Genomic DNA, 21317 nt, shown 5'->3' with positions numbered 1-21317 from the left:
GCCCGATGACGATCGAACTGCGCGCGCTGACCGCTTCCGACACCGCCGAACTGGAGCAGGTGCGCCAGTTCTTCCGCAATTACGCGGCCTGGCTCGGGGTGGACCTGAGCTACCAGGGCTTCGCCGACGAGGTCGCCAACCTGCCCGGCGCCTACGGCGAGGCCGACGGCCGGCTGTTCTACGCCACCCTCGGCGGCCAGCCGGCGGGCTGCGTCGGCATCCGCCGCTTCTCCGAAGGCGTGTGCGAGATGAAGCGGCTCTACGTCGATCCGGCCACGCGCGGCCAGGGCATCGGGCGCAAGCTCGCGCTCGCGGCGATCAAGTCCGCACATCGGCTCGGCTACCGCCGCATCCTGCTCGATACCGTGCCGGCGATGCGGATCGCGGTGAAGCTGTACCGCGAGCTCGGTTTCACCGAGGCACCCGCGTACTACCCGACGCCGGTCGAAGGCACGATCTTCCTGACTCTGGACCTCGAGAACTGGTCCGAGGACGCGGTCAACAACGAGAACCTGTTCCACCTCTTCGACTACAACCAGGCATGGTCGCGGCAGATGCAGCAGATCGACCCCGGCTTCTTCGAGAAGCTGTCGCACCTGCAGAGCCCGGAATACCTGTGGATCGGCTGCTCCGATTCGCGCGTGCCCGCCAACCAGATCGTCGGCCTGCTGCCGGGCGAGGTCTTCGTGCATCGCAACGTGGCCAACGTCATCGTTCATACCGACCTCAACGCGCTGGCGGTGATCCAGTACGCGGTCGATGTGCTCGAGGTCAAGCACATCATGGTCGTCGGCCACTACGGCTGCGGCGGCGTCAAGGCGGCGCTCGAACGCGCCCGCGTCGGCCTGGTCGACCTGTGGCTGCGCCACGTGCAGGACGTGCATGTGCGCCACCTGCAGGCGGTCGACGCGCTGCCGGCGGAACTGCGCCACGACCGCCTGTGCGAGCTCAACGTCATCGAGCAGGTGGCCAACGTGGCGCAGACCGTGGTCGTGCAGGACGCCTGGCGGCGCGGCCAGGCGCTCACCGTGCATGGCTGGATCTACGGCCTCAAGAACGGCCTGATCCGCGACCTCGGCATCAACGTCAGCCGCCCCGACGATCTCATGCCGCGCTACGCCGCGGCGCTCGAAGCGCTCGGCAGCTGAGCGCGGCGAGTCATCATCAAGCAAGACACAGTCAACGACATTCATCAGGAGAATCGCATGTCCGATCCCGTCGTCATCGTATCCGTCGCCCGCACCCCGCTGGGCGGTTTCCAGGGCGACCTCGCCAGCCTCACCACGCCGCAGCTCGGCGCCATCGCCATCAAGTCGGCGGTCGAGCGCGCGCGCCTGAAGCCCGAGCAGGTCGAAGAGGTGATCATGGGCTGCGTGCTGCCCGCCGGCGTCGGCCAGGCGCCCGCCCGCCAGGCCGCGCTCGGCGCCGGCCTGCCGCTGTCGGCCGGCTGCACCACGATCAACAAGGTGTGCGGCTCGGGCATGAAGGCCACCATGCTGGCCCACGACCTGATCCTGGCCGGCACCAACGAGGTGATGGTCGCCGGCGGCATGGAGTCCATGTCCAACGCCCCCTACCTGCTGCCCAAGGCGCGCTCGGGCTATCGCCTCGGCCATGGCCAGATGTTCGACCACATGTTCCTCGACGGCCTGGAAGACAGCTACTCGAAGGAGAACAAGGGCCGCCTGATGGGCACCTTCGCCGAGGACTGCGCCGGGCATTTCAACTTCACCCGCAGCGCGCAGGACGAGTTCGCGATCGCCTCGACCACCCGCGCCCAGGCCGCGATCAACAACGGCGACTTCACCTGGGAAGTGACCCCGGTGACCGTGTCGGGCCGCAAGGGCGAGGTCGTGGTCGACAAGGACGAGCAGCCGCTGAAGGCGCAGATCGACAAGATCCCCGGTCTCAAGCCGGCGTTCAGGAAGGACGGCACCGTCACGCCGGCCAACTCGAGCTCGATCTCGGACGGCGCCGCCGCGCTGGTGCTGATGCGCAAGTCCACCGCCGACAAGCTCGGTCTGAAGCCGGTCGCGACCATCGTCGGTCACGCCACCCATGCGCAGGAGCCGGCCTGGTTCACCACCGCCCCGGTGGGCGCGATGCAGAAGGTGCTGGCCAAGGCCGGCTGGAGCACCGACGACGTCGATCTGTGGGAGATCAACGAGGCCTTCGCGGTCGTCACCATGGCGGCGATGCACGAGATGAAGCTGCCGCACGACAAGGTCAACGTGAACGGCGGCGCCTGCGCGCTCGGCCACCCGATCGGCGCCTCGGGCGCGCGCATCCTGGTCACGCTGATCGGCGCCCTGCGCAAGCGCGGTCTCAAGCGCGGCGTGGCCAGCCTGTGCATCGGCGGCGGCGAAGCCACGGCGATGGCGATCGAGGTCGATGCCTCGGTGGCCTGCGGCTAAGGAGACAGCGACATGATTCTGACCCAGGAACAGGAACTCATCCGCGACTCGATGCGCGCCTTCGCGCAGGAGCGCCTGGCCCCCTTCGCCGCCGAATGGGACCGCAACCACACCTTCCCGCGCGAGGCGCTGAACGAGCTCGCCGAACTCGGCGCGCTCGGCATGGTGGTGCCCGAGGAGTGGGGCGGCGCCGGCATGGACTACATGAGCCTGGTGCTGACGCTGGAAGAAATCGCCGCCGGCGACGGCGCGACCTCGACCATCGTCAGCGTGCAGAACTCGCTGCCGTGCGGAATCGTCAACCGCTTCGGCAACGATGCGCAGAAGGAAGCCTGGCTGAAGCCGCTCGCCCGCGGCGAGAAGCTCGGCTGCTTCTGCCTGACCGAGCCGCACGTCGGCTCGGATGCGTCCGCGATCCGCACCACGGCCGTGCGCGACGGAAACGAGTGGGTCTTGAACGGCGTCAAGCAGTTCATCACCACCGGCAAGCACGCCGACGTCGCCATCGTGTTCGCGGTGACCGACAAGGCCGCCGGCAAGAAGGGCATCACCTGCTTCCTGGTGCCGGCGAACGCACCGGGCTACCAGGTCGGCCGCATCGAGGAGAAGATGGGCCAGAAGGCGTCCGACACCACCCAGATCCTGTTCGAGAACTGCCGCATCCCGGCCGACTCGGTGATCGGTGCGGAAGGCGAAGGCTACAAGATCGCGCTCTCCAACCTCGAGGCCGGCCGCATCGGCATCGCCGCGCAGTGCCTGGGCATGGCGCGCGCTGCGCTGGAAGCGGCGGTCAAGTACGCGCAGGAGCGCGAGAGCTTCGGCAAGCCGATCTTCGAGCACCAGGCGGTCAACTTCCGCCTCGCCGACATGGCGACGCAACTGGAAGCCGCGCGCCAGCTCGTGTGGCACGCCGCCAGCCTCAAGGACGCCGGCCGCCCCTGCCTCAAGGAGGCCTCGATGGCCAAGCTGTTCGCCTCCGAGATGGCCGAGCGCGTGTGCTCGGACGCGATCCAGGTGCACGGCGGCTACGGCTACGTCACCGACTTCCCGGTCGAGCGCATCTACCGCGACGTGCGCGTGTGCCAGATCTACGAAGGCGCGAGCGACATCCAGAAGCTGGTGATCGGGCGCGCGCTGGCGGGCTGATTACCGCCTGACGGCAGCCCGGGGCCGGCCTTTTCCGCAAGGGGAAGGTCGGCCCAGTGTTCTTGGCGGCGGGTGCCGCGGAGCTGAGCGTCGTTGGTACACTGCGCGCGCGAGCCTAACGCCGCCGGCAATCGGTTCAAAAGAGCTCAATGGATGAGCTGAATCGTGTTGGTGTCCGGCTTGTCTTCCTTCCCCACAATGCCCTGCTCCTCTCTCCTCCATGGACACAGTGGCGCTCTACTGCCTGGGTACGCTTGATCGTGCCGTTCCCGCGAAATCCGGGTGGCGTTCAATTGCGTCACCGGGCTACGCCCAGTAACCCGTCTCGCGCTGGTGGCGCACGGCGAGGATCAGGACGCAGTCTTGCGCGGTTTCGAAACTGTAGAGGGCGATGTAACCCGTTCGTCCGCGCGAGATGACCAACTCGCGGAGACCATGCTCGGCCGGGCGGCCGATCAAGGGGTGGCGGGCGAGGATCGCCACGGCTTCCGCGATCAGGTCGACCGTTACCGCGGCGGCAGCGGGATCAGTATCGACAAGAAAGTCCGTCACGCGCTCGAGGTCGTCGAGCGCGCGCGCCGAATAGATCAGTCGCGCCAAGGCTTGGCCTGCGGTCTTGCAGCCTGTCGGTCGGTGGCGCGCGCCTTGAGCCAGGCATGCACGTCGGCGGCGTCGTAGCCTTCGCCGGTGGCCAGCATTTGCTCGCGAGCGCCGAGCGCTTCGGCGACAAAGCCTGCGCGTGCTTCCGCCAGGGTCGCGGCCTGCTCGATGGCCTGCACCATGAAGGCGTGCGGCGAAATGCCCTGTCGTTGGGCGGCTTCCGCGGCACGCTGCCTCAGCGCGTCGGGGAGCTTCAGCGAGGTTGTCGTCATGGGGTGCGCCTTGAGGTCTTTGGTGTTACCAAGGTAGCACTGTGGGTTGAGGACTGACAAGCCCGCCCATTGCCCGTCAGCAGCCCTTCAGTTCCCGCCATGCACCTCGGCGAACTTGCGCTCCATCTCGCGCCGCATCGCGCGGCGCACCTCGGCTTCGGCAAAGCGCCGGCGTTCGTCGGGCGTGCGGGGTTCCAGCGCCGGCACCTTGGTCGGGCGGCCTTCGTCATCGACCGCGATCATGGTGAAGAAGCAGCTATTCACATGGCGTACGACCTTGGCGCGGATGTCCTCGGCGACGACCTTGATGCCCACTTCCATCGACGAGTTGCCGGTGTGGTTGACCGAGGCGAGGAAGGTGACGAGCTCGCCGACCTGGATGGGCTGGCGGAACATCACCTGGTCGACGCTGAGCGTGACCACGTAGTGGCCGGCGTAGCGGCTGGCGCAGGCGTAGGCCACCTGGTCGAGCAGCTTGAGGATGGCGCCGCCGTGGACCTTGCCCGAAAAGTTCGCGGTGTCGGGCGTCATCAGGACGGTCATGGTGAGCTGGTGGGCGGGCAGGTCCATTGCGGTGTCTCGTGGTGATGGAGGAGGGCGTGCCGGGGCGGTTGAGTCTGGGGCGAGGGGCGGGCGGCGCCAGCCGTGCGCAAGGCGGCAGCCAGGGCTGCGATCGTACCCGCAAAGGGCCGTTCAAAGCCGTGCGCACTGATCCTCCTTGTCGCCGCGCACCCGGTTGCCGCTGCCGCTCGGCCGGTTCCGGTTCTGCTTGCACTGCAGGTTGCCGTCCACCCGGTTGCGGCTGACCCGGATCGCGCCGCGGTTGGCGAACAGCTGGATGTCGCCGTCGACCTCGACCGCATCTACCCGCACCGCGCTGCCCTGTTCGAGTTGGATGTTGCCGCCGATCCGCGAATGAGTCACCGCGACCTCGCGCGCGCCCTCGGCCTGGATGTTGCCTTCGACCTTGATGCCGCGCGCCTGTAGCGTGGCGCCGCGGCCGATCTTGATGCTGCCGTCGATGCGGGTGCCGTCGAGCGTGCAGCGCTTGCCCGTGGGCACGCGCAGGTCGCCGTCGATGGCTGCGCGGCCCATGCGGCCGTTGCAGTCGATCTCGTCGGCGAGGGCGGGGGTGGAGAGCAGCGCGCCGCAGAGCAGCAGGCTGGCGAAGGGCGTCGTCTTGTTCATGGTCGTATCCTGTCGGGCGCGGGCGGTCTTCGTTCAGAGGCGTCCGCAAGGTCGAATGCGCGGACCGATTCTAGGTGGCGTGGTCACGACGGGACAGCCGCGGTGGTAACAGGATGCGACGCCTGCTGTCCGGCGACCGCCTGCCTGCGTCGGCATGGCGCGACGCAGGGCTAGAATGGAAAGATCGGTCGCAGCCATCCTGCGGCGCAGAATAAGATCACTCAGCGAGGAGACGAGACGATGGGCATTCACTGGACGACTGCGCCCGCGCGCGTGAGTCACTGGATCGACAACGAAATCCACCAGGGCGGGGGCGAGGGCAGCAGCCCGGTGTTCGACCCCGCGCTCGGCCGGGTGGCGCGCGCGGTGGACCTGGCGACGCAGGCCGAGGTCGATGCCGCGGTGGCGTCCGCCGTGCGTGCGCAGGCGAGCTGGGCCGAGCATGCGCCGCAGCGCCGGGCGCGTGTGCTGTTCAGGATGAAGGCGCTGGTCGAGCAGTACGCCGACGACCTCGCCCGCCTGATCACCCGCGAGCACGGCAAGACCTTTCCCGACGCCCAGGGCGAGGTGCAGCGGGGGCTGGAGGTGATCGAGTTCGCCTGCGGCATCCCGCAGCTGCTCAAGGGCCAGCACTCGGCCGAGGTCGGCGGCGGCATCGCGAACTGGAGCCAGCGCATGCCGATCGGGGTGGCGGCCGGCATCACGCCGTTCAACTTCCCCTTCATGGTGCCGATGTGGATGGCACCGGTGGCGATCGCCTGCGGCAATGCCTTCATCCTCAAGCCCTCCGAGCGCGATCCCTCGCCCTCGCTGCTGACCGCCGAGCTGTTCCGCGAGGCCGGGCTGCCGGCGGGCGTGTTCAACGTGGTGCAGGGCGATCGGACCGCGGTGGACGCGCTGCTCGCGCACCCCGATGTCGCCGCCGTGAGCTTCGTCGGCTCGACGCCGATCGCCCGCCACATCCACGAGACCGCGGCGCGCCACGGCAAGCGCGTGCAGGCGCTGGGCGGGGCCAAGAACCACATGGTGGTGATGCCCGACGCCGACCTCGACCAGGCCGCCGACGGCCTGATCGGCGCCGCCTACGGCTCGGCCGGCGAGCGCTGCATGGCGATCTCGGTGGCGGTCGCGGTGGGTTCGATCGCCGACGAGCTGGTGGCGCGGGTCAAGGCGCGCGCGCAGGTGCTGCGCGTCGACGACGGCGAGGCGCCGGGCGCGGACATGGGGCCGGTGGTCACCGCCGAGGCCAAGGCGCGCATCGAGGCCTACATCGCCGCCGGGGTGGAGGCGGGCGCCGAGCTGGTGCTCGACGGCCGTGGCCTGACGGTGCCGGGGCGCGAGCACGGCTTCTTCGTCGGCCCGACCCTGTTCGACCACGTGTGCCCGGGCATGAAGATCTACGACGAGGAGATCTTCGGGCCGGTGCTGTGCGTGGTGCGCGTACCCACCTTCGCCGACGCGGTGGCGCTGATCAACGCGCACGCCTTCGGCAACGGCGTCGCCTGCTACACCCGCGACGGACGCACCGCGCAGGCCTTCGCCAACCGTATCCAGGTCGGCATGGTGGGCATCAACGTGCCCATCCCGGTGCCGATGGCCTGGCATTCCTTCGGCGGCTGGAAGCAGAGCCTGTTCGGCGACCACCACGCCTACGGCGAGGAGGGCGTGCGCTTCTACACGCGCTACAAGAGCATCATGCAGCGCTGGCCCGACAGCGGCTCGAAGGGGCCGGAGTTCGTGATGCCGGTGAATTGAGGGGCGCGGCCGGCCCCTACGCGAGGACGTCGGGGCGGCGTCCGCTCCGTGCTGCCGTCCAGCCGTCCGCCGGTTGCGCGTCTGCGCCGGCAGTACTCGACCTGAACGCGCTCGGCGCCACCCCCGTCCATTCCCGGAACGCGCGCGCGAAGCTCTTCTCGCTGTCGAAACCGACCGCGGCCGCGACCTGCTTCACCGGTTTCCGGGTTTGCAGCAGCAGCCGGGTCGCATGCTCGCGCCGCGCCTCGTTCTTGAGTTGCTGCAGTGACACGCCTTCTTCCTTGAGCTGTCGGTGCAGGGTACGCACCGAGGTGTTGAGCTGGGCGGCGACGTCCTCCGCGGTGTGCGCGGCGGCGGGCTTGGCGGAGAGCAGCTGGGCGACGCTGTGCACCAGCAGGCGGTCGCGGCGGTACTGCAGCACGGTGAGCGGCAGTGCGCGCTGCAGCATGGACTGCAGGGCCTTCTCGTCGCGGCGCACCGGCAGCGCCAGGTAGCGCGCGTCGAAGGCGATGCTGGCGGCCTCAGCGGAGAAGCGCGCCGGACCGGCGAACAGGTAGGCGTAGGCGTCGGCGTGGGCCGGCGCCGGGAAGGGGAAGGCGGCCTCGGTGAGCGCGATGCGCGAATCGACCAGCCAGCAGGCGTAGCCGAGCAGGTAGCGCAGCGTGCTGACCAGGCAGAACTCGCGCAGCTCGCCAAGCGCGGCGTGCTCGGTGACGCGGATCGTGGCCATGCCGCCGCGTTGCGTCAGCTCGAAGACGATGTCCTCGGTCAGCAGGCGGTGGTGGCGGCACCAGCGCTTGAGCGCCACCTCCAGCGTCGGCGAGGTGATCGAGGCGCGGCACAGCATGCCGTAGCTGCCCCAGGGCAGGCGGCGCGAGAGCCAGCCCAGCGCCTCGTCGTCGAGTTCCTGCATCGCCACCCCCGACATCAGCTCCATCTGCGCCGCGGTGACGCGTGCCGCGGGGTCGTCGAGGAGCGCCGGCGGGATCTGCGCCTGGGCGAGCGCGCTGGCCGGATCCATGCCCCGGCGGCGATACCCGGTGACGATCGCGCGGATGAAGGCGATCGGCGTGGCGGCGCGGCCACGGGAGAGTTCGGCGGGCGAGGGGGCGAGGATCTTCATGTGCCGGAATGCTAGCCACAATGGCACGAATTGCAACCACGATGGCACTCGTCGTCCGCGGCGCGCCGCTAATCTCCGCCCATCCCCGGGCATGCGCCGTCCATAATGGATTTTCCGCGCGCTGCCCGCCGCGCCAGGACAACCTCGAGAAGGAGACACCCCATGAACGTGCCCAGCCTGAACTTCAACCTCGGCGAGACCATCGACGCCCTGCGCGACACGCTGCAGGCCTTCTGCGCGGCGGAGATCGCGCCGCGTGCGGCCGAGATCGACCGTGTGAACGAGTTCCCGGCCGACCTGTGGAAGAAGCTCGGCGACCTCGGCGTGCATGGCATGACGGTGAGCGAGGAGTATGGCGGCACCGACATGGGCTATCTCGCCCACATCGTGGCGATGGAGGAGATCTCGCGCGCCTCGGCCTCGGTGGGCCTGTCCTACGGCGCGCACTCCAACCTGTGCATCAACCAGATCCGCCGCAACGGCACCGAGGCGCAGAAGCAGAAGTACCTGCCCAAGCTGATCTCGGGCGATCACGTCGGCGCGCTGGCGATGTCCGAGCCCAACGCCGGCTCGGACGTGGTGTCGATGAAGCTGCGCGCCGACCGCAAGGGTGATCATTTCGTCCTCAACGGCGCCAAGATGTGGATCACCAACGGCGGTGACGCCGATACGCTGGTGGTGTATGCCAAGACCGACCTCGCCGCCGGGCCGAAGGGCATCACCGCCTTCATCATCGAGAAGGGCATGAAGGGCTTTTCCCATGGCACCCACCTCGACAAGCTCGGCATGCGCGGCTCCAACACCTTCCCGCTGTTCTTCGACGACGTCGAGGTGCCGGTGGAGAACGTGCTCGGCGGCGAGGCCAACATCGGCCGCGGCGTGCAGGTGCTGATGAGCGGCCTGGACTACGAGCGCGCGGTGCTGTCGGGCGGCCCGCTGGGCATCATGGCGGCGTGCATGGACGCGGTCGTGCCCTACATGCACGAGCGCAAGCAGTTCGACACCCCGATCGGCGAGTTCCAGCTCATGCAGGGCAAGATCGCCGACCTGTATTCGACCTGGAGCGCCTGCCGCGCCTACGCCTACGCGGTGGGCCAGGCCTGCGACCGCATCGACCACGCCCGCACGCTGCGCAAGGACGCCGCCGGCGTGATCCTCTACACCGCCGAGAAGGCGACCTGGATGGCGGGCGAGGCGATCCAGGCCCTGGGCGGCGTGGGCTACACCAACGAGTATTCGGTGGGCCGCCTGTGGCGCGACGCCAAGCTGTACGAGATCGGCGCCGGCACCAGCGAGATCCGCCGCATGCTGATCGGCCGCGAGCTGTTCTCCGAAACCCGCTGAACGGAGCGTCTGCGATGAGCGTGATCAAATCCAGCATCAACACCCGCAGCGAGGACTTCCAGGCCAACGCCGCCAGCCTGCGCGCCCAGGTCGAGGATCTGCGCGCCAAGGCTGCGCAGGTGAGCCTCGGCGGCGGCGAGGCGGCGCGCGCCAAGCACACCGCGCGCGGCAAGCTGCTGCCGCGCGACCGCGTCGGCCACCTGCTCGACCCGGGCACGCCCTTCCTCGAGGTCGGCCAGATGGCGGCCTACGGCATGTACGACGACGAGGCGCCGAGCGCCGGCGTCATCACCGGCATCGGCCGCGTGCAGGGCGTCGAATGCATGATCGTGGCCAACGACGCCACGGTGAAGGGCGGCACCTACTACCCGATGACGGTCAAGAAGCACCTGCGCGCGCAGGAGATTGCCGAGCAGAACAACCTGCCCTGCATCTACCTGGTCGACTCGGGCGGCGCCTTCCTGCCGCGGCAGGACGAGGTCTTCCCCGACCGCGACCACTTCGGTCGCATCTTCTACAACCAGGCCAACATGTCGGCCAGGGGCATTCCGCAGGTCGCGGTGGTGATGGGTTCCTGCACCGCCGGCGGCGCCTACGTGCCGGCGATGTCGGACGAGACCGTCATCGTCAAGAACCAGGGCACGATCTTCCTCGGCGGCCCACCGCTGGTGAAGGCGGCGACCGGCGAGGTGGTGAGCGCCGAGGACCTGGGCGGCGGCGACGTGCATACGCGGCTCTCCGGCGTGGCCGACCACCTGGCCGAGAACGACGCCCACGCGCTCTACATCGCGCGCCGCATCGTCTCCAACCTCAATCGCACCAAGCCGATCGGCCTGGCGCTCGGCCAGGGCGAAGAGCCGCTGTACGACCCGGAAGAGATCTACGGCATCATCCCCACCGACACCCGCAAGCCCTTCGACGTGCGCGAGATCATCGCCCGCGTGGTCGATGGCTCGCGCTTCGACGAGTTCAAGGCGCGCTACGGCACGACCCTGGTGTGCGGCTTCGCCCAACTCCACGGCTACCCGGTGGGCATCGTCGCCAACAACGGCATCCTGTTCGGCGAATCGGCGCAGAAGGGCGCGCACTTCATCGAGCTGTGCGGCCAGCGCGGCATCCCGCTGCTGTTCCTGCAGAACATCACCGGCTTCATGGTCGGCCGCAAGTACGAGAACGGCGGCATCGCCAAGGACGGCGCCAAGATGGTGACCGCGGTCGCCACCGTGCAGGTGCCCAAGATCACCATGCTCATCGGCGGCAGCTTCGGCGCCGGCAACTACGGCATGTGCGGCCGTGCCTACTCGCCGCGCTTCCTGTGGATGTGGCCCAACTCGCGCATCAGCGTGATGGGCGGCGAGCAGGCGGCGAGCGTGCTGTCCACCGTGCGTCGCGACGGCATCGAGGCCAAGGGCGGCAGCTGGAGCAAGGAAGAGGAAGAGGCCTTCAAGGCGCCGATCCGCGAGCAGTACGAGTTCCAGGGCCACCCCTACTACGCCACCGCGCGCATGTGGGACGACGGCGTGGTCGATCCGGCGCAGACGCGGCGCATCCTCGGCCTGTCGCTGTCGGCCGCGCTGAATGCGCCGATCCAGCCGACGAAGTTCGGCGTGTTCCGGATGTAATGGGAGGTCGAGACATGAGCTACGAGACCCTGGAGGTCGCCCGCGAAGCCGGTGTGGCGACGATCTGGATGAATCGTCCGGACGTGCACAACGCCTTCAACGCGCAGCTGATCGCCGACCTCACCACCGCCTGCATCGAGCTCGATGCCGACGATTCGGTGCGCGCGGTGGTGCTGGCCGGGCGCGGCAAGAGCTTCTCCGCCGGCGCCGACCTCAACTGGATGAAGGCCGCCGGCGAGGCGAGCGAGGCGGAGAACTTCGCCGACGCGATGAAGCTCGCCGGCATGCTGCGCACCCTGGCCGAGATGAAGAAGCCGACGATCGCGCGCGTGCATGGCGCGGCGCTGGGTGGCGGCATGGGCCTGGCGAGCGCCTGCGACATCTGCATCGCGGGGGACAAGGCGGTGTTCGCCACCTCCGAGGTCAAGTTCGGGATCATCCCCTCGGCGATCAGTCCCTACGTGATCCGTGCCATCGGCGAGCGCCAGGCCTACCGCTACTTCCAGACTGCCGAGCGCATCAACGCGGCACGCGCGGCCGATCTGGGCCTGGCACACGAGGCGGTGGCGAGCGAGGAACTGGACGCCAAGGTGAAGGAAGTGGTCGAAGCCCTGCTGCAGGGCGGCCCGAAGTCGCAGGCCGCGGCCAAGGACCTGATCCGCGCGGTGGCCAACCGGCCGGTGAGCGACGCGGTGGTGGAAGACACCGCGCGCCGCATCGCCAGCCTGCGCGCCACGCCGGAGGCCAAGGAAGGCCTGGCCGCCTTCCTCGACAAGCGCCCGGCGGCGTGGATCGAGCAGGGCTGAGGCGCGGACAAGCCCCGGCCTCGCAGCGCCCGGACCGCCTCGCCGGCTGAGTCTCGAGAACACCGGGGGACATCGCCATGGACGCCTACGCCTTCAGCAGCTGGCCGACCGAGCTCACCGCGCTGCTCGACTGGAGCGGTCTGCCGCTGGACATGGCCTCGCTTGCCGCGCTGGCGGCGGGACTGGGCTGGGCGAGCGGGCTGCGGCTGTACGCGCTGGTGTTCGTGCTCGGCGCGCTCGGTCGCTTCGGCGGCGTGCAGTTGCCGGGCGGGCTGGAGGTGCTGACCCATCCGCTGCTGCTCGGGGTGTCCGGGGTGATGCTGCTGGCCGAGTTCTTTGCCGACAAGCTGCCCTGGTTCGACTCGATGTGGGACGCGGTGCATACCTTCATCCGCATCCCGGCCGGCGCGGCGCTGGCCGCGGCGGTGATGGGGGACCAGGCGGGTGCGGTGCAGCTGGCGGCAGCCCTGGCCGGCGGCACGCTGGCGGCGGGCACGCACTTCGCCAAGGCGGGGGCGCGGGTTGCGATCAACACCTCGCCCGAGCCGGTGACCAACGTCACCACCTCGCTCGGCGAGGACGCGCTGTTCGCCGGCGGGCTGTGGATGCTGCTGCAGGAGCCGCTGTGGTTCCTGGTGGCGCTGGTGGTGTTCCTGGTGCTGGCGGTGGCGCTGATCGTGCTGCTGTGGCGCTTCCTGCGGCGCGTGTTCCGGCCCCGATTGCGACCGGAGCTGCCCGCGCCGTGACGACTGCATCAAGCGCAAAGACAGATTGCTGAATTCCGACAAGAAGCTGGAGACGACATGTTCGACAAGATCCTGATCGCAAACCGTGGAGAGATCGCCTGCAGGGTGATCAAGACCGCCCGCCGCATGGGCATCAAGACCGTCGCGGTGTATTCCGAGGCCGACGCCAATGCCCGCCACGTCCGCCTGGCCGACGAGGCGGTGCTGATCGGGCCGGCGGCGGCGCGCGAGAGCTACCTGGTGATCGACAAGATCATCGCCGCGGCCAAGGCCACCGGCGCCCAGGCCATCCACCCCGGCTACGGCTTCCTGTCCGAGAACGAGGACTTCTGCCACGCCTGCGAGCGCGAGGGCATCGTCTTCATCGGCCCGCCGGTGTCGGCGATCCGCGCCATGGGCTCGAAGTCCGAGGCCAAGAAGCTGATGGAAGCGGCCGGCGTGCCGCTGACCCCCGGCTACCACGGCGACGACCAGGAACCCGCCTACCTGCACCGGCAGGCCGACGCCATCGGCTATCCGGTGCTGATCAAGGCCGCGGCCGGCGGCGGCGGCAAGGGCATGCGCCTGGTGGAGAAGTCCGAGGACTTCATCGACCTGCTCGCCTCCTGCAAGCGCGAGGCCAGCTCCAGCTTCGGCGACGACCATGTGCTGGTCGAGAAGTACATCACCAAGCCGCGCCATATCGAGATCCAGGTCTTCGGCGACACCCACGGCAACGTGGTGTACCTGTTCGAGCGCGACTGCTCGGTGCAGCGCCGCCACCAGAAGGTGCTGGAAGAAGCGCCCGCGCCCGGCATGACGCTCGAACGGCGCGCGGCGATGGGCAAGGCCGCGGTCGATGCGGCCAAGGCAGTGGGTTACGTCGGCGCCGGCACGGTGGAATTCATCGCCAACCAGGACGGCTCCTTCTACTTCATGGAGATGAACACCCGCCTGCAGGTCGAGCACCCGGTCACCGAGATGATCACCGGGCTCGACCTGGTGGAGTGGCAGCTGCGCGTGGCCTCCGGCGAGAAGCTGCCGCTGGCGCAGGAGCAGTTGCAGATCCGCGGCCATGCGCTCGAGGCGCGTATCTACGCCGAGGACCCGGCCAAGGGCTTCCTGCCTTCCACCGGCCGCCTGGTGCACCTGGCGCCGCCGGCCGAGTCGCTGCACGTGCGCGTCGACACCGGCGTCGAGGAGGGCGACGAGATCAGCCCGCACTACGACCCGATGATCGCCAAGCTGATCGTGTGGGACATCAACCGCGACCGCGCGCTCGCCCGCATGCTGCAGGCGCTGGCCGACTACCGCGTGGTGGGCGTGGCCAACAACATCGAGTTCCTGTCGCGCCTGACGGCCTGCCCGGCGTTCTCGGGTGCCGACCTCGACACCGGCCTGATCGAGCGCGAGAAGGCCTATCTGTTCCCGGCCGAGGAAGGCGTGCCGGACGAGGTGCTGCAGATCGCCGCGCTCGCCGAGCTGCTGCGCGAGACCGCACTGGCCGACAAGCGCGCCCAGCGCACCGCGGACGCGCGCTCGCCCTGGCACGCCCGCGACGGCTGGCGCATGAACGCCACCGCGCGCCGCACGCTGCTGTTCCGCTTCGGTGAGACCGACCGCGCGGTCGACGTCGCCTACCTGCCCGGCGCGTACCGGCTGACGATTGACGGGCGCAGCGTCGAGGCGCGCGGCGAGCTCAATCCGCGCGGCCTGCTGCGCGTCGAGCTCGACGGCACCCGCATGGACGCGACCGTGATCGCCGCCGCCGGCCGCCGCCACGTCTTCGCCAAGGGCCGCGCCTGGCAACTGGCTGCGGTCGATCCGCTGCACCACGGCGGGGAGGGCGGCGGTGCCGAAGGCGGGCTGCTGGCGCCGATGCCGGGCAAGGTCATCGCGCTGGTCGCCGCCGAGGGCGCCAAGGTGGAGAAGGGCGCGCCGCTGCTGATCCTGGAGGCGATGAAGATGGAACACACCATCACCGCGCCCTCCGCCGGCACGGTCAAGGCCTTCCGCTTCGGTGTCGGCGACCAGGTCGGCGACGGCGCCGAGCTGGTGGAGTTCGAGGCCGCCGCGGCATGAGCCGCTGTTGACCGTCAGTCGTTGGCCCGCGTGCCGATCGCGGCTTCCGCCGCTCCCACAGACAGCTGCTCCCACGGGGCCGGTGCGCACTTGTCCTGTGGGAGCGGCGGAAGCCGCGAAAAATGGCGGCATCGGCGCGCGCCAGCCGGATCGAGCGCAGCGCGCACCGCGAGAAAGCATCATCAGAACGAGAGGAGAGAGGACGACACGATGAGTACCCAGAGCTACGTTCACGGCGCATCCGACAAGCAACTGATCGGCCAGACCATCGGCCGCTTCTTCGACGAGGCCTGCGCCCGCCACGCCGGGCGCGAGGCGCTGGTGGTGCGCCACCAGAACGTGCGCCTGACCTACGCACAACTGAAGAGCCGCGTCGACGCGCTCGCCTGCGGCCTGATGCGCCTGGGCCTCGAGCCCGGCGAGCGCATCGGCATCTGGTCGCAGAACAACATGGAGTGGGCGCTGACCCAGTTCGCCACCGCCAAGGCCGGCCTGGTGCTGGTCAACATCAACCCCGCCTACCGCCGCTCCGAGCTCGAGTACGCGCTCAACAAGGTGGGCTGCCGCGCGCTGGTGCTGTCGCCCGCCTTCAAGACCAGCAACTACCTCGAGATGATCGCCGACCTCGCCCCCGAGCTCGGCCACTGCGAACCCGGCCTGCTGCGCAGCCACCGCCTGCCCAGCCTGGAGATGGTGATCCGCATGGGCGCCGACAGGTCGCCCGGCATGCTCAACTTCGACGACTTGCTGCGCGCGCCCAGCCGCGAGGAACTCACCGCGCTCGCCGTGCTGTCCGAGAAGCTGCAGTTCGACGACCCGATCAACATCCAGTTCACCTCCGGCACCACCGGCCACCCCAAGGGCGCCACGCTGTCGCACCACAACATCCTCAACAACGGCTTCTTCGTCGGCGAGGCGATCAAGCTGGTGCCGGGCGACCGCCTGTGCATCCCGGTGCCGCTCTACCACTGCTTCGGCATGGTGATGGGCAACCTCGGCTGCCTGACCCACGGCGCCACCATGGTCTACCCGGCCGAGGCCTTCGAGCCGCTGGCGGTGCTGGAGACCGTGGCGCAGGAGAAATGCACCGCCCTCTACGGCGTGCCGACCATGTTCATCGCCGCGCTCGACCATCCGCGCTTCCCCGAGTTCGACCTCGCCAGCCTGCGCACTGGCATCATGGCCGGCAGCCCGTGCCCGATCGAGGTCATGAAGCGGGTGATCGGCAAGATGAACATGGCCGAGGTGACCATCGCCTACGGCATGACCGAGACCTCGCCGGTGAGCTTCCAGAGCGGCACCGACGACCCGATCGACCGCCGCGTGTCCACCGTCGGCCGCATCCAGCCCCACCTGGAAGTGAAGATCGTCGACAACGAGGGCCGCATCGTGCCGCGCGGCCAGACGGGCGAGCTGTGCACCCGCGGCTACTCGGTGATGCTCGGCTACTGGGACGACGAGGCCAAGACCAAGGAAGCGATCGACGCCGGCGGCTGGATGCACACCGGCGACCTCGCGGTGATCGACGACCAGGGCTACTGCAACATCGTCGGCCGCATCAAGGACATGGTGATCCGCGGCGGCGAGAACATCTACCCGCGCGAGATCGAGGAATTCCTCTACGCCCACCCCAAGGTGCTCGACGTGCAGGTGGTCGGCATCCCCGACCAGAAGTTCGGCGAGGAGCTGTGCGCCTGGATCATCGTGCGCGAGGGCGAACGCCTTTCCGAAGACGAGGTGCGCGCCTATTGCCAGGGTCAGATCGCGCACTACAAGATCCCGCGCTACATGCGCTTCGTCGACAGCTTCCCGATGACGGTGACCGGCAAGATCCAGAAATTCCTGATCCGCCAGAAGATGAAGGAAGAGCTCGGGCTCGACGAGGCGAAGACGGCCTGATTGTCCCTGTGGGAGCGGCGGCCGTCGCGATTGCCTCCGCAGCCGCAATCTCCCGCAAAAGAATGTGAACACCACCCGAGGAGATGTCGTCCATGGCGAATTCCATCCTGCCAACCGCCGTCCGCATCGTCGAGATGGGCCCGCGCGATGGCCTGCAGAACGAGAAGCAGCTCGTCTCCACCGACACCAAGCTCGAACTCGTGCGCCGCCTCGAGCGTGCGGGGCTGAAGGCGATCGAGACCACCTCCTTCGTGTCGCCCAAGTGGGTGCCGCAGATGGGCGACAACGCCGAACTGCTGCCGCGCGTGCTCGCCGCCGCCGCGCCCGGCGTCGCCTACCCGGTGCTGACCCCCAATCTCAAGGGCTTCGAGGCCGCGCTCGCCGCCGGTGCGAAGGAGGTCGCGGTGTTCGGTGCCGCCTCCGAATCCTTCAGCCAGAAGAACATCAACTGCTCGATCGCCGAGTCGCTGGAGCGCTTCCGCCCCGTCACCGAGGCGGCGCACGCGGCCGGGGTGCGCGTGCGCGGCTACGTCTCCTGCGTGGTCGGCTGCCCCTACGAGGGCGCGATCGCGCCGCAGGCGGTGGCGGACGTGGCTGCGACCTTGATGGAGATGGGCTGCTACGAGGTCTCGCTCGGCGACACCATCGGCGTCGGCACGCCGGCCAGCATCGCCCGCATGCTGGAGGCGGTGGGCAGGCGCGTGCCGGTGGACAAGCTCGCCGGCCACTACCACGACACCTACGGCATGGCGGTGGCCAACGTGTATGCGTCGCTGGAAATGGGCGTGGCGGTCTTCGACGCCTCGGTCGGCGGCCTCGGCGGCTGTCCCTACGCGGCGGGCGCCTCGGGGAACGTCGCCACCGAGGACGTGGTCTGGTTGCTCAACGGGCTGGGCATCGCCACCGGCATCGATCTCGATGCGCTGGTCGACACCGCCGCCTGGATCAGCGCCCAGCTCGGCCGTGAGCCGGCTTCGCGGGTGGCGCGCGCGGTGCTGGCCAAGCGTGCGAAATCCGCCTGCGCTTGAGGGGATGACGTTCGCGGGCTTGCCCGCGAACAGGGCCGACCGGGATGGCTGTGCGTCGACCGGTTCGCGCAGTTTGTGCGGCCTTTGCCTGTCGCGCCGCGCCGCGGCTCGTTCATAATCGCCCTGGTCATCAATGAGGCGGCGCACACGCATGCGCGGCCCGCAACCAACAGAGATCGTCCCCATGAGTGTTCCTTCCCCCTGCACCAACGTCTGCCGCATGAGTCCGGACACCGGCTGGTGCGAAGGCTGCCAGCGCACGATCGAGGAAATCACGCGCTGGAGCCGCACGACTGACGATGACCGTCGCGCCATCCTCGCCGCGATCGGCGAGCGCCGCGAATGGCTGGCCGAGGCCGGCCACAGCGTGGAGACGCGCGCATGAGCGGCGACGTGCTCTGTGTCGGGGTGTGCATGATCGACTGGGATTCGGGCGTGTGCCTGGGCTGCGGTCGTACCGCCGACGAGATCAACGGCGTGCCGGTAGCGCCTCTCCCGGAGGCGCTGCAGCCCGCGAACGAGCAGCCCGCGCTGCCCCCCAACGTCGCCGCCCAGCTCGGGGAGGGCAGCGATTGAGCCCGCGACCCCGCCTGCCCGACACCGTCCAGGTCTTCGAGCGCGGCTGGCTGTCGGCCAACAACGTGCTGATGTTCGACGGCAGCGAGGCGACGCTGGTCGATTCCGGCTATGTCACCCATGCCGCGCAGACCGTGGCGCTGCTGCGCGCCGCGCTCGACGGTCGCGGCCTGAGGCGGCTGATCAACACCCACTCGCACTCCGATCACATCGGCGGCAACGCCAGCGTGCAGCGCGCCTTCGGGTGCACGATCACGGTGCCGGTGGGCATGGAGCGCGCGGTGACGCACTGGGACGAAGCCGCGCTGCTGCTGAGCACCGCCGCCCAGGCCGGCGAGCGCTTTCACGCGGATGCCACGCTCATGCCCGGCGACCGCTTCCTCGCCGGCGAACTCGAGTGGCAGTCGATCGCCGCGCCCGGCCACGACATGGACGCGCTCGCCTACTACAACGCCGAGCGCCGCATCCTGATGTCGGGCGATGCGCTGTGGCGCGACGGCTTCGGCATCCTGTTCGCCGACGTGCTCGGCACCGGCGACGGGCTGGGCGAGGCCCGGCGCACGCTGGAGGGCATCGGCCGGTTGGCGGTGGACGTGGTGATCCCCGGTCACGGCGCACCCTTCGTCGAATTCGACGACGCGCTCGAGCGCGCCTTCGCCCGCCTGCAGGCCTTCGAGGCCGACGGCGCGCGCATGGCGCGCAACGCCATCCGCGCCTGCGTCACCTTCAAGCTGCTCGAAGTGCGCAGCATGGCGCTGGACGAGCTGCCGCGCCATCTCGACGAGACGCCGTTGTACCGCGAAGCCAACCGCCGCTTCCTCGGTGTGGCGCCGGACGCGCTCGCCGGCTGGCTGGTGAAGGAGCTCGAACGCGCCGGCGTGGCGCGGCGCGAGCACGGCATGCTGGTGGCCAGCTGAGCCGGGTGATGCGCGTGCTCGGCCGCCTCTTCGTCGTGCGCGACCGGCCGTGGGATGCTGGCCAAACGAACGCGCTGTCGCCGCGAGCCAGGTCATGATCACCGGCTTGATCCACGCCGAGCGCCCCGACGAACTGCGCCGCGGCCTGCGCTGGCTGTATGGTTTCGTGCGCCCGCAGCGGCGCCGCATCGCCGGCCTGCTGCTGCTCTCGTTCGCCGCCACCCTGCTGGTGCTGCTGCAGCCCTGGCTGACCAAGCTCCTGATCGATGAAGGCCTGCTGGCGCGCGATTACCGCACCCTGCTGATGGTCGCTGGCGCGATGATCGCGGTCGGCATCGCCGGCACCGTGCTCGCCGGGGTGAACCGCCAACTGCACACCCGCCTGTCCGGAACCATCCTGTTCGCGCTGCGCAGCGACCTCTACCGCCACCTGCAGACGCTGTCGCCAGCCTTCTATGGCCGCCAGCGCATGGGCGACCTGATGTCGCGCCTCGACGGTGATGTCGCCGAGATCCAGCGCTTCGCCGTCGACAGCCTGTTCGCCGCGGTGAGCAGCGTGATCGGCCTGGTCGGGGCGGTGGCGCTGATGCTGAGCCTGTCATGGAAGCTGTCGCTGCTGGTGCTGGTGCTGGTGCCGCTCGAAACCCTCTGGCTGCGCTGGATGCGGCGCAAGGTCGAGGTGCGCACGCGCACCGTGCGCGAGCGCGCGGCGGACGTGTCGAGCTTCCTGGTCGAGACCCTGCCGGCGATGAAGTTCATCCAGGCCTCGCGGCGTGAGGCCGACGAGCGCAGCCGCCTCGACGGTCTCGGCGCGCGCTACCTCGACGACCTGCTGCGCCTGCAGCGCACCGAGTTCATGACCCAAGCGATCCCGTCCACGCTGACCTCGCTGACGCGCGCCGCCGCGTTCATGATCGGCGGCTGGTGGGTGATCGACGGCAGCTGGCAGCTCGGTGCGCTGATCGCCTTCTCCACCTACCTCGGCATGGCGACCGGGCCGGTCAACAGTCTGCTTGGCCTCTATGTCGCGATCCAGCGCATGAGCGTGAGCCTGATGCGGGTCAGCGAGCTGCGCGAGGCCGCGGCCGATGTCGTGGAGGATGCCGCCTCGGCGCAGGCCGTCATTCGGGCCTGGCAGGGCAGGATCGAGTTCGAGGGGGTCGTGTTCCGCCACCAGGGGCGCGCCGAGGCGGTGCTCGACAGCGCCCGGCTGACGATTCCTGCCGGCAGCAAGCTGGCGCTCACCGGCGCCTCGGGCGCCGGCAAGTCCACCCTGATCGACCTCCTGCACCGCCATTACGATCCCTACGCCGGCAGCATCCGTCTCGACGGCGTCGACCTGCGCGCGATCCCGCTCGGCGAGCTGCGCCGCGCGGTGGCGGTGGTGAGCCAGGACATCGTGCTGTTCCGCGGCACGCTCGCCGAGAACATCCGCTACGCTGCGCCGCAGGCGGGCGACGAGGCGGTGCGCGCGGCGGCGCGGCGCGCGCATCTGGATGCGCTGATTGAAAGCCTGCCGCAAGGCCTGGATACGCCGCTGGGCGAGCGTGGCCAGCAGCTCTCCGGCGGCCAGCGCCAGCGCATCGCGATTGCGCGCGCGTTGCTGCAGGACCCCTGTGTGCTGGTGCTGGACGAGGCGACCTCGGCGGTCGACGAGGCCACCGAGGCGGCGATCATCGCCGAGGTCGACGCGCTCTTTGCCGGACGTACCCGCATCCTGATCAGCCACCGCGCGGCGACGCTCGCGGGCTGCGATCTGCGCGTGCGGCTCGACGCCGGGCGGCTCGAGGTGCTGCCGCTGGCTGCGGAGACGGTGTAGG

Annotated in this window: 20 protein-coding genes; 15 read left to right on the top strand and 5 right to left on the bottom strand. The window is 69.4% G+C overall.

Annotated features, from left to right (window positions below):
• The first annotated feature begins 5 nt into the window (after positions 1-5).
• From can to CKCBHOJB_RS16035, 3 genes are read left to right on the top strand one after another with little or no spacing between them, the layout of a single operon-like run.
• A complete protein-coding gene (gene can, locus CKCBHOJB_RS16045; RefSeq protein ID WP_281049666.1) occupies positions 6-1148 on the top strand; it encodes a carbonate dehydratase in 1143 nt (380 codons plus the stop codon).
• A 57-nt stretch (positions 1149-1205) separates the two neighbouring features.
• Entirely contained in the window at positions 1206-2414 is a 1209-nt protein-coding gene (locus tag CKCBHOJB_RS16040; RefSeq protein ID WP_281049665.1) for an acetyl-CoA C-acetyltransferase, read from the top strand.
• A 12-nt stretch (positions 2415-2426) separates the two neighbouring features.
• The gene (locus CKCBHOJB_RS16035; RefSeq protein ID WP_281049664.1) at positions 2427-3560 is read left to right on the top strand and encodes an acyl-CoA dehydrogenase; all 1134 of its coding nucleotides are present in this window, start codon (positions 2427-2429) and stop codon (positions 3558-3560) included.
• 306 nt (positions 3561-3866) lie between these two features.
• Here the strand turns inward: CKCBHOJB_RS16035 and CKCBHOJB_RS16030 are convergent, their stop codons facing one another.
• The 4 genes from CKCBHOJB_RS16030 to CKCBHOJB_RS16015 all read right to left on the bottom strand — a co-directional run bounded on the left by CKCBHOJB_RS16030 (position 3867) and on the right by CKCBHOJB_RS16015 (position 5620).
• A complete protein-coding gene (locus tag CKCBHOJB_RS16030; protein ID WP_281049663.1) occupies positions 3867-4160 on the bottom strand; it encodes a type II toxin-antitoxin system RelE/ParE family toxin in 294 nt (97 codons plus the stop codon).
• Positions 4148-4432, bottom strand: coding sequence for a CopG family transcriptional regulator (locus CKCBHOJB_RS16025; RefSeq protein WP_281049662.1), 285 nt, complete (start codon positions 4430-4432; stop codon positions 4148-4150). Before CKCBHOJB_RS16025 ends, CKCBHOJB_RS16030 begins: the two co-directional genes overlap by 13 nt.
• An 87-nt stretch (positions 4433-4519) precedes the next feature.
• The gene (locus tag CKCBHOJB_RS16020) at positions 4520-5002 is read right to left on the bottom strand and encodes an acyl-CoA thioesterase (protein WP_281049661.1); all 483 of its coding nucleotides are present in this window, start codon (positions 5000-5002) and stop codon (positions 4520-4522) included.
• Positions 5003-5125: 123 nt separating this feature from the next.
• Positions 5126-5620, bottom strand: coding sequence for a hypothetical protein (locus tag CKCBHOJB_RS16015; RefSeq protein ID WP_281049660.1), 495 nt, complete (start codon positions 5618-5620; stop codon positions 5126-5128).
• 240 nt (positions 5621-5860) lie between these two features.
• Here CKCBHOJB_RS16015 and CKCBHOJB_RS16010 point away from each other — a divergent pair, with 240 nt between their 5' ends.
• Positions 5861-7375: a CoA-acylating methylmalonate-semialdehyde dehydrogenase gene (locus CKCBHOJB_RS16010; RefSeq protein ID WP_281049659.1), complete on the top strand. Its 1515-nt coding sequence runs from the start codon at positions 5861-5863 to the stop codon at positions 7373-7375.
• Positions 7376-7391: 16 nt separating this feature from the next.
• Here the strand turns inward: CKCBHOJB_RS16010 and CKCBHOJB_RS16005 are convergent, their stop codons facing one another.
• Positions 7392-8498 carry an AraC family transcriptional regulator gene (locus CKCBHOJB_RS16005; RefSeq protein ID WP_281049658.1) on the bottom strand — a complete coding sequence of 369 codons (1107 nt, stop codon included), beginning with the start codon at positions 8496-8498 and terminating at the stop codon, positions 7392-7394.
• 162 nt (positions 8499-8660) lie between these two features.
• On the opposite strand from CKCBHOJB_RS16005, the gene CKCBHOJB_RS16000 reads away from it, so the two are divergent.
• The 11 genes from CKCBHOJB_RS16000 (at position 8661) to CKCBHOJB_RS15950 (ending at position 21316) form a co-directional block, all read left to right on the top strand.
• Positions 8661-9842 carry an isovaleryl-CoA dehydrogenase gene (locus CKCBHOJB_RS16000; protein ID WP_281049657.1) on the top strand — a complete coding sequence of 394 codons (1182 nt, stop codon included), beginning with the start codon at positions 8661-8663 and terminating at the stop codon, positions 9840-9842.
• A 14-nt stretch (positions 9843-9856) separates the two neighbouring features.
• The gene (locus tag CKCBHOJB_RS15995) at positions 9857-11464 is read left to right on the top strand and encodes a carboxyl transferase domain-containing protein (RefSeq protein ID WP_004291842.1); all 1608 of its coding nucleotides are present in this window, start codon (positions 9857-9859) and stop codon (positions 11462-11464) included.
• Between the two features lie 14 nt (positions 11465-11478).
• Entirely contained in the window at positions 11479-12270 is a 792-nt protein-coding gene (locus CKCBHOJB_RS15990) for an enoyl-CoA hydratase/isomerase family protein (protein ID WP_281049656.1), read from the top strand.
• A 77-nt stretch (positions 12271-12347) separates the two neighbouring features.
• Complete coding sequence (locus tag CKCBHOJB_RS15985; protein WP_281049655.1) at positions 12348-13016, top strand: DUF4126 domain-containing protein; 669 nt, start codon at positions 12348-12350, stop codon at positions 13014-13016.
• Positions 13017-13073: 57 nt separating this feature from the next.
• On the top strand, positions 13074-15077 hold the full coding sequence (locus CKCBHOJB_RS15980; RefSeq protein ID WP_281049654.1) for an acetyl/propionyl/methylcrotonyl-CoA carboxylase subunit alpha: 2004 nt from the start codon (positions 13074-13076) through the stop codon (positions 15075-15077).
• Positions 15078-15287: 210 nt separating this feature from the next.
• Entirely contained in the window at positions 15288-16976 is a 1689-nt protein-coding gene (locus CKCBHOJB_RS15975; RefSeq protein ID WP_281049653.1) for an AMP-binding protein, read from the top strand.
• Positions 16977-17068: 92 nt separating this feature from the next.
• Positions 17069-18004 (top strand): hydroxymethylglutaryl-CoA lyase, encoded by a 936-nt coding sequence (locus CKCBHOJB_RS15970; RefSeq protein WP_281049652.1) that lies wholly within the window; start codon positions 17069-17071, stop codon positions 18002-18004.
• Positions 18005-18188: 184 nt separating this feature from the next.
• The gene (locus CKCBHOJB_RS15965) at positions 18189-18389 is read left to right on the top strand and encodes a DUF1289 domain-containing protein (protein ID WP_281049651.1); all 201 of its coding nucleotides are present in this window, start codon (positions 18189-18191) and stop codon (positions 18387-18389) included.
• Positions 18386-18580, top strand: a complete 195-nt coding sequence (locus CKCBHOJB_RS15960; protein ID WP_281049650.1) for a DUF1289 domain-containing protein — start codon at positions 18386-18388, stop codon at positions 18578-18580. Before CKCBHOJB_RS15965 ends, CKCBHOJB_RS15960 begins: the two co-directional genes overlap by 4 nt.
• Positions 18577-19497 carry an MBL fold metallo-hydrolase gene (locus tag CKCBHOJB_RS15955; protein WP_281049649.1) on the top strand — a complete coding sequence of 307 codons (921 nt, stop codon included), beginning with the start codon at positions 18577-18579 and terminating at the stop codon, positions 19495-19497. Before CKCBHOJB_RS15960 ends, CKCBHOJB_RS15955 begins: the two co-directional genes overlap by 4 nt.
• Positions 19498-19591: 94 nt before the next feature.
• Positions 19592-21316 (top strand): ABC transporter ATP-binding protein, encoded by a 1725-nt coding sequence (locus CKCBHOJB_RS15950; protein ID WP_281049648.1) that lies wholly within the window; start codon positions 19592-19594, stop codon positions 21314-21316.
• Position 21317: the final 1 nt, after the last annotated feature.

The organism is Thauera sp. GDN1, assembly GCF_029223545.1.
Taxonomy (GTDB): Bacteria; Pseudomonadota; Gammaproteobacteria; order Burkholderiales; family Rhodocyclaceae; genus Thauera.
This window is presented reverse-complemented; position numbering and strand designations above follow the sequence as displayed.

What these genes read in the sequence shown, in the direction of transcription:
- CKCBHOJB_RS16025 (WP_281049662.1), bottom strand. Translation starts at nt 4,432, where the DNA reads ATGACGACAACCTCGCTGAAGCTCCCCGACGCGCTGAGGCAGCGTGCC.
- CKCBHOJB_RS16040 (WP_281049665.1), top strand. Translation starts at nt 1,206, where the DNA reads ATGTCCGATCCCGTCGTCATCGTATCCGTCGCCCGCACCCCGCTGGGC.
- CKCBHOJB_RS15960 (WP_281049650.1), top strand. Translation starts at nt 18,386, where the DNA reads ATGAGCGGCGACGTGCTCTGTGTCGGGGTGTGCATGATCGACTGGGAT.
- CKCBHOJB_RS15990 (WP_281049656.1), top strand. Translation starts at nt 11,479, where the DNA reads ATGAGCTACGAGACCCTGGAGGTCGCCCGCGAAGCCGGTGTGGCGACG.
- CKCBHOJB_RS16000 (WP_281049657.1), top strand. Translation starts at nt 8,661, where the DNA reads ATGAACGTGCCCAGCCTGAACTTCAACCTCGGCGAGACCATCGACGCC.
- CKCBHOJB_RS15995 (WP_004291842.1), top strand. Translation starts at nt 9,857, where the DNA reads ATGAGCGTGATCAAATCCAGCATCAACACCCGCAGCGAGGACTTCCAG.
- CKCBHOJB_RS15970 (WP_281049652.1), top strand. Translation starts at nt 17,069, where the DNA reads ATGGCGAATTCCATCCTGCCAACCGCCGTCCGCATCGTCGAGATGGGC.
- CKCBHOJB_RS16035 (WP_281049664.1), top strand. Translation starts at nt 2,427, where the DNA reads ATGATTCTGACCCAGGAACAGGAACTCATCCGCGACTCGATGCGCGCC.
- CKCBHOJB_RS16020 (WP_281049661.1), bottom strand. Translation starts at nt 5,002, where the DNA reads ATGGACCTGCCCGCCCACCAGCTCACCATGACCGTCCTGATGACGCCC.
- CKCBHOJB_RS15985 (WP_281049655.1), top strand. Translation starts at nt 12,348, where the DNA reads ATGGACGCCTACGCCTTCAGCAGCTGGCCGACCGAGCTCACCGCGCTG.
- CKCBHOJB_RS15965 (WP_281049651.1), top strand. Translation starts at nt 18,189, where the DNA reads ATGAGTGTTCCTTCCCCCTGCACCAACGTCTGCCGCATGAGTCCGGAC.
- CKCBHOJB_RS16005 (WP_281049658.1), bottom strand. Translation starts at nt 8,498, where the DNA reads ATGAAGATCCTCGCCCCCTCGCCCGCCGAACTCTCCCGTGGCCGCGCC.
- CKCBHOJB_RS16010 (WP_281049659.1), top strand. Translation starts at nt 5,861, where the DNA reads ATGGGCATTCACTGGACGACTGCGCCCGCGCGCGTGAGTCACTGGATC.
- CKCBHOJB_RS15975 (WP_281049653.1), top strand. Translation starts at nt 15,288, where the DNA reads ATGAGTACCCAGAGCTACGTTCACGGCGCATCCGACAAGCAACTGATC.
- CKCBHOJB_RS16015 (WP_281049660.1), bottom strand. Translation starts at nt 5,620, where the DNA reads ATGAACAAGACGACGCCCTTCGCCAGCCTGCTGCTCTGCGGCGCGCTG.
- CKCBHOJB_RS15980 (WP_281049654.1), top strand. Translation starts at nt 13,074, where the DNA reads ATGTTCGACAAGATCCTGATCGCAAACCGTGGAGAGATCGCCTGCAGG.
- CKCBHOJB_RS15950 (WP_281049648.1), top strand. Translation starts at nt 19,592, where the DNA reads ATGATCACCGGCTTGATCCACGCCGAGCGCCCCGACGAACTGCGCCGC.
- can (WP_281049666.1), top strand. Translation starts at nt 6, where the DNA reads ATGACGATCGAACTGCGCGCGCTGACCGCTTCCGACACCGCCGAACTG.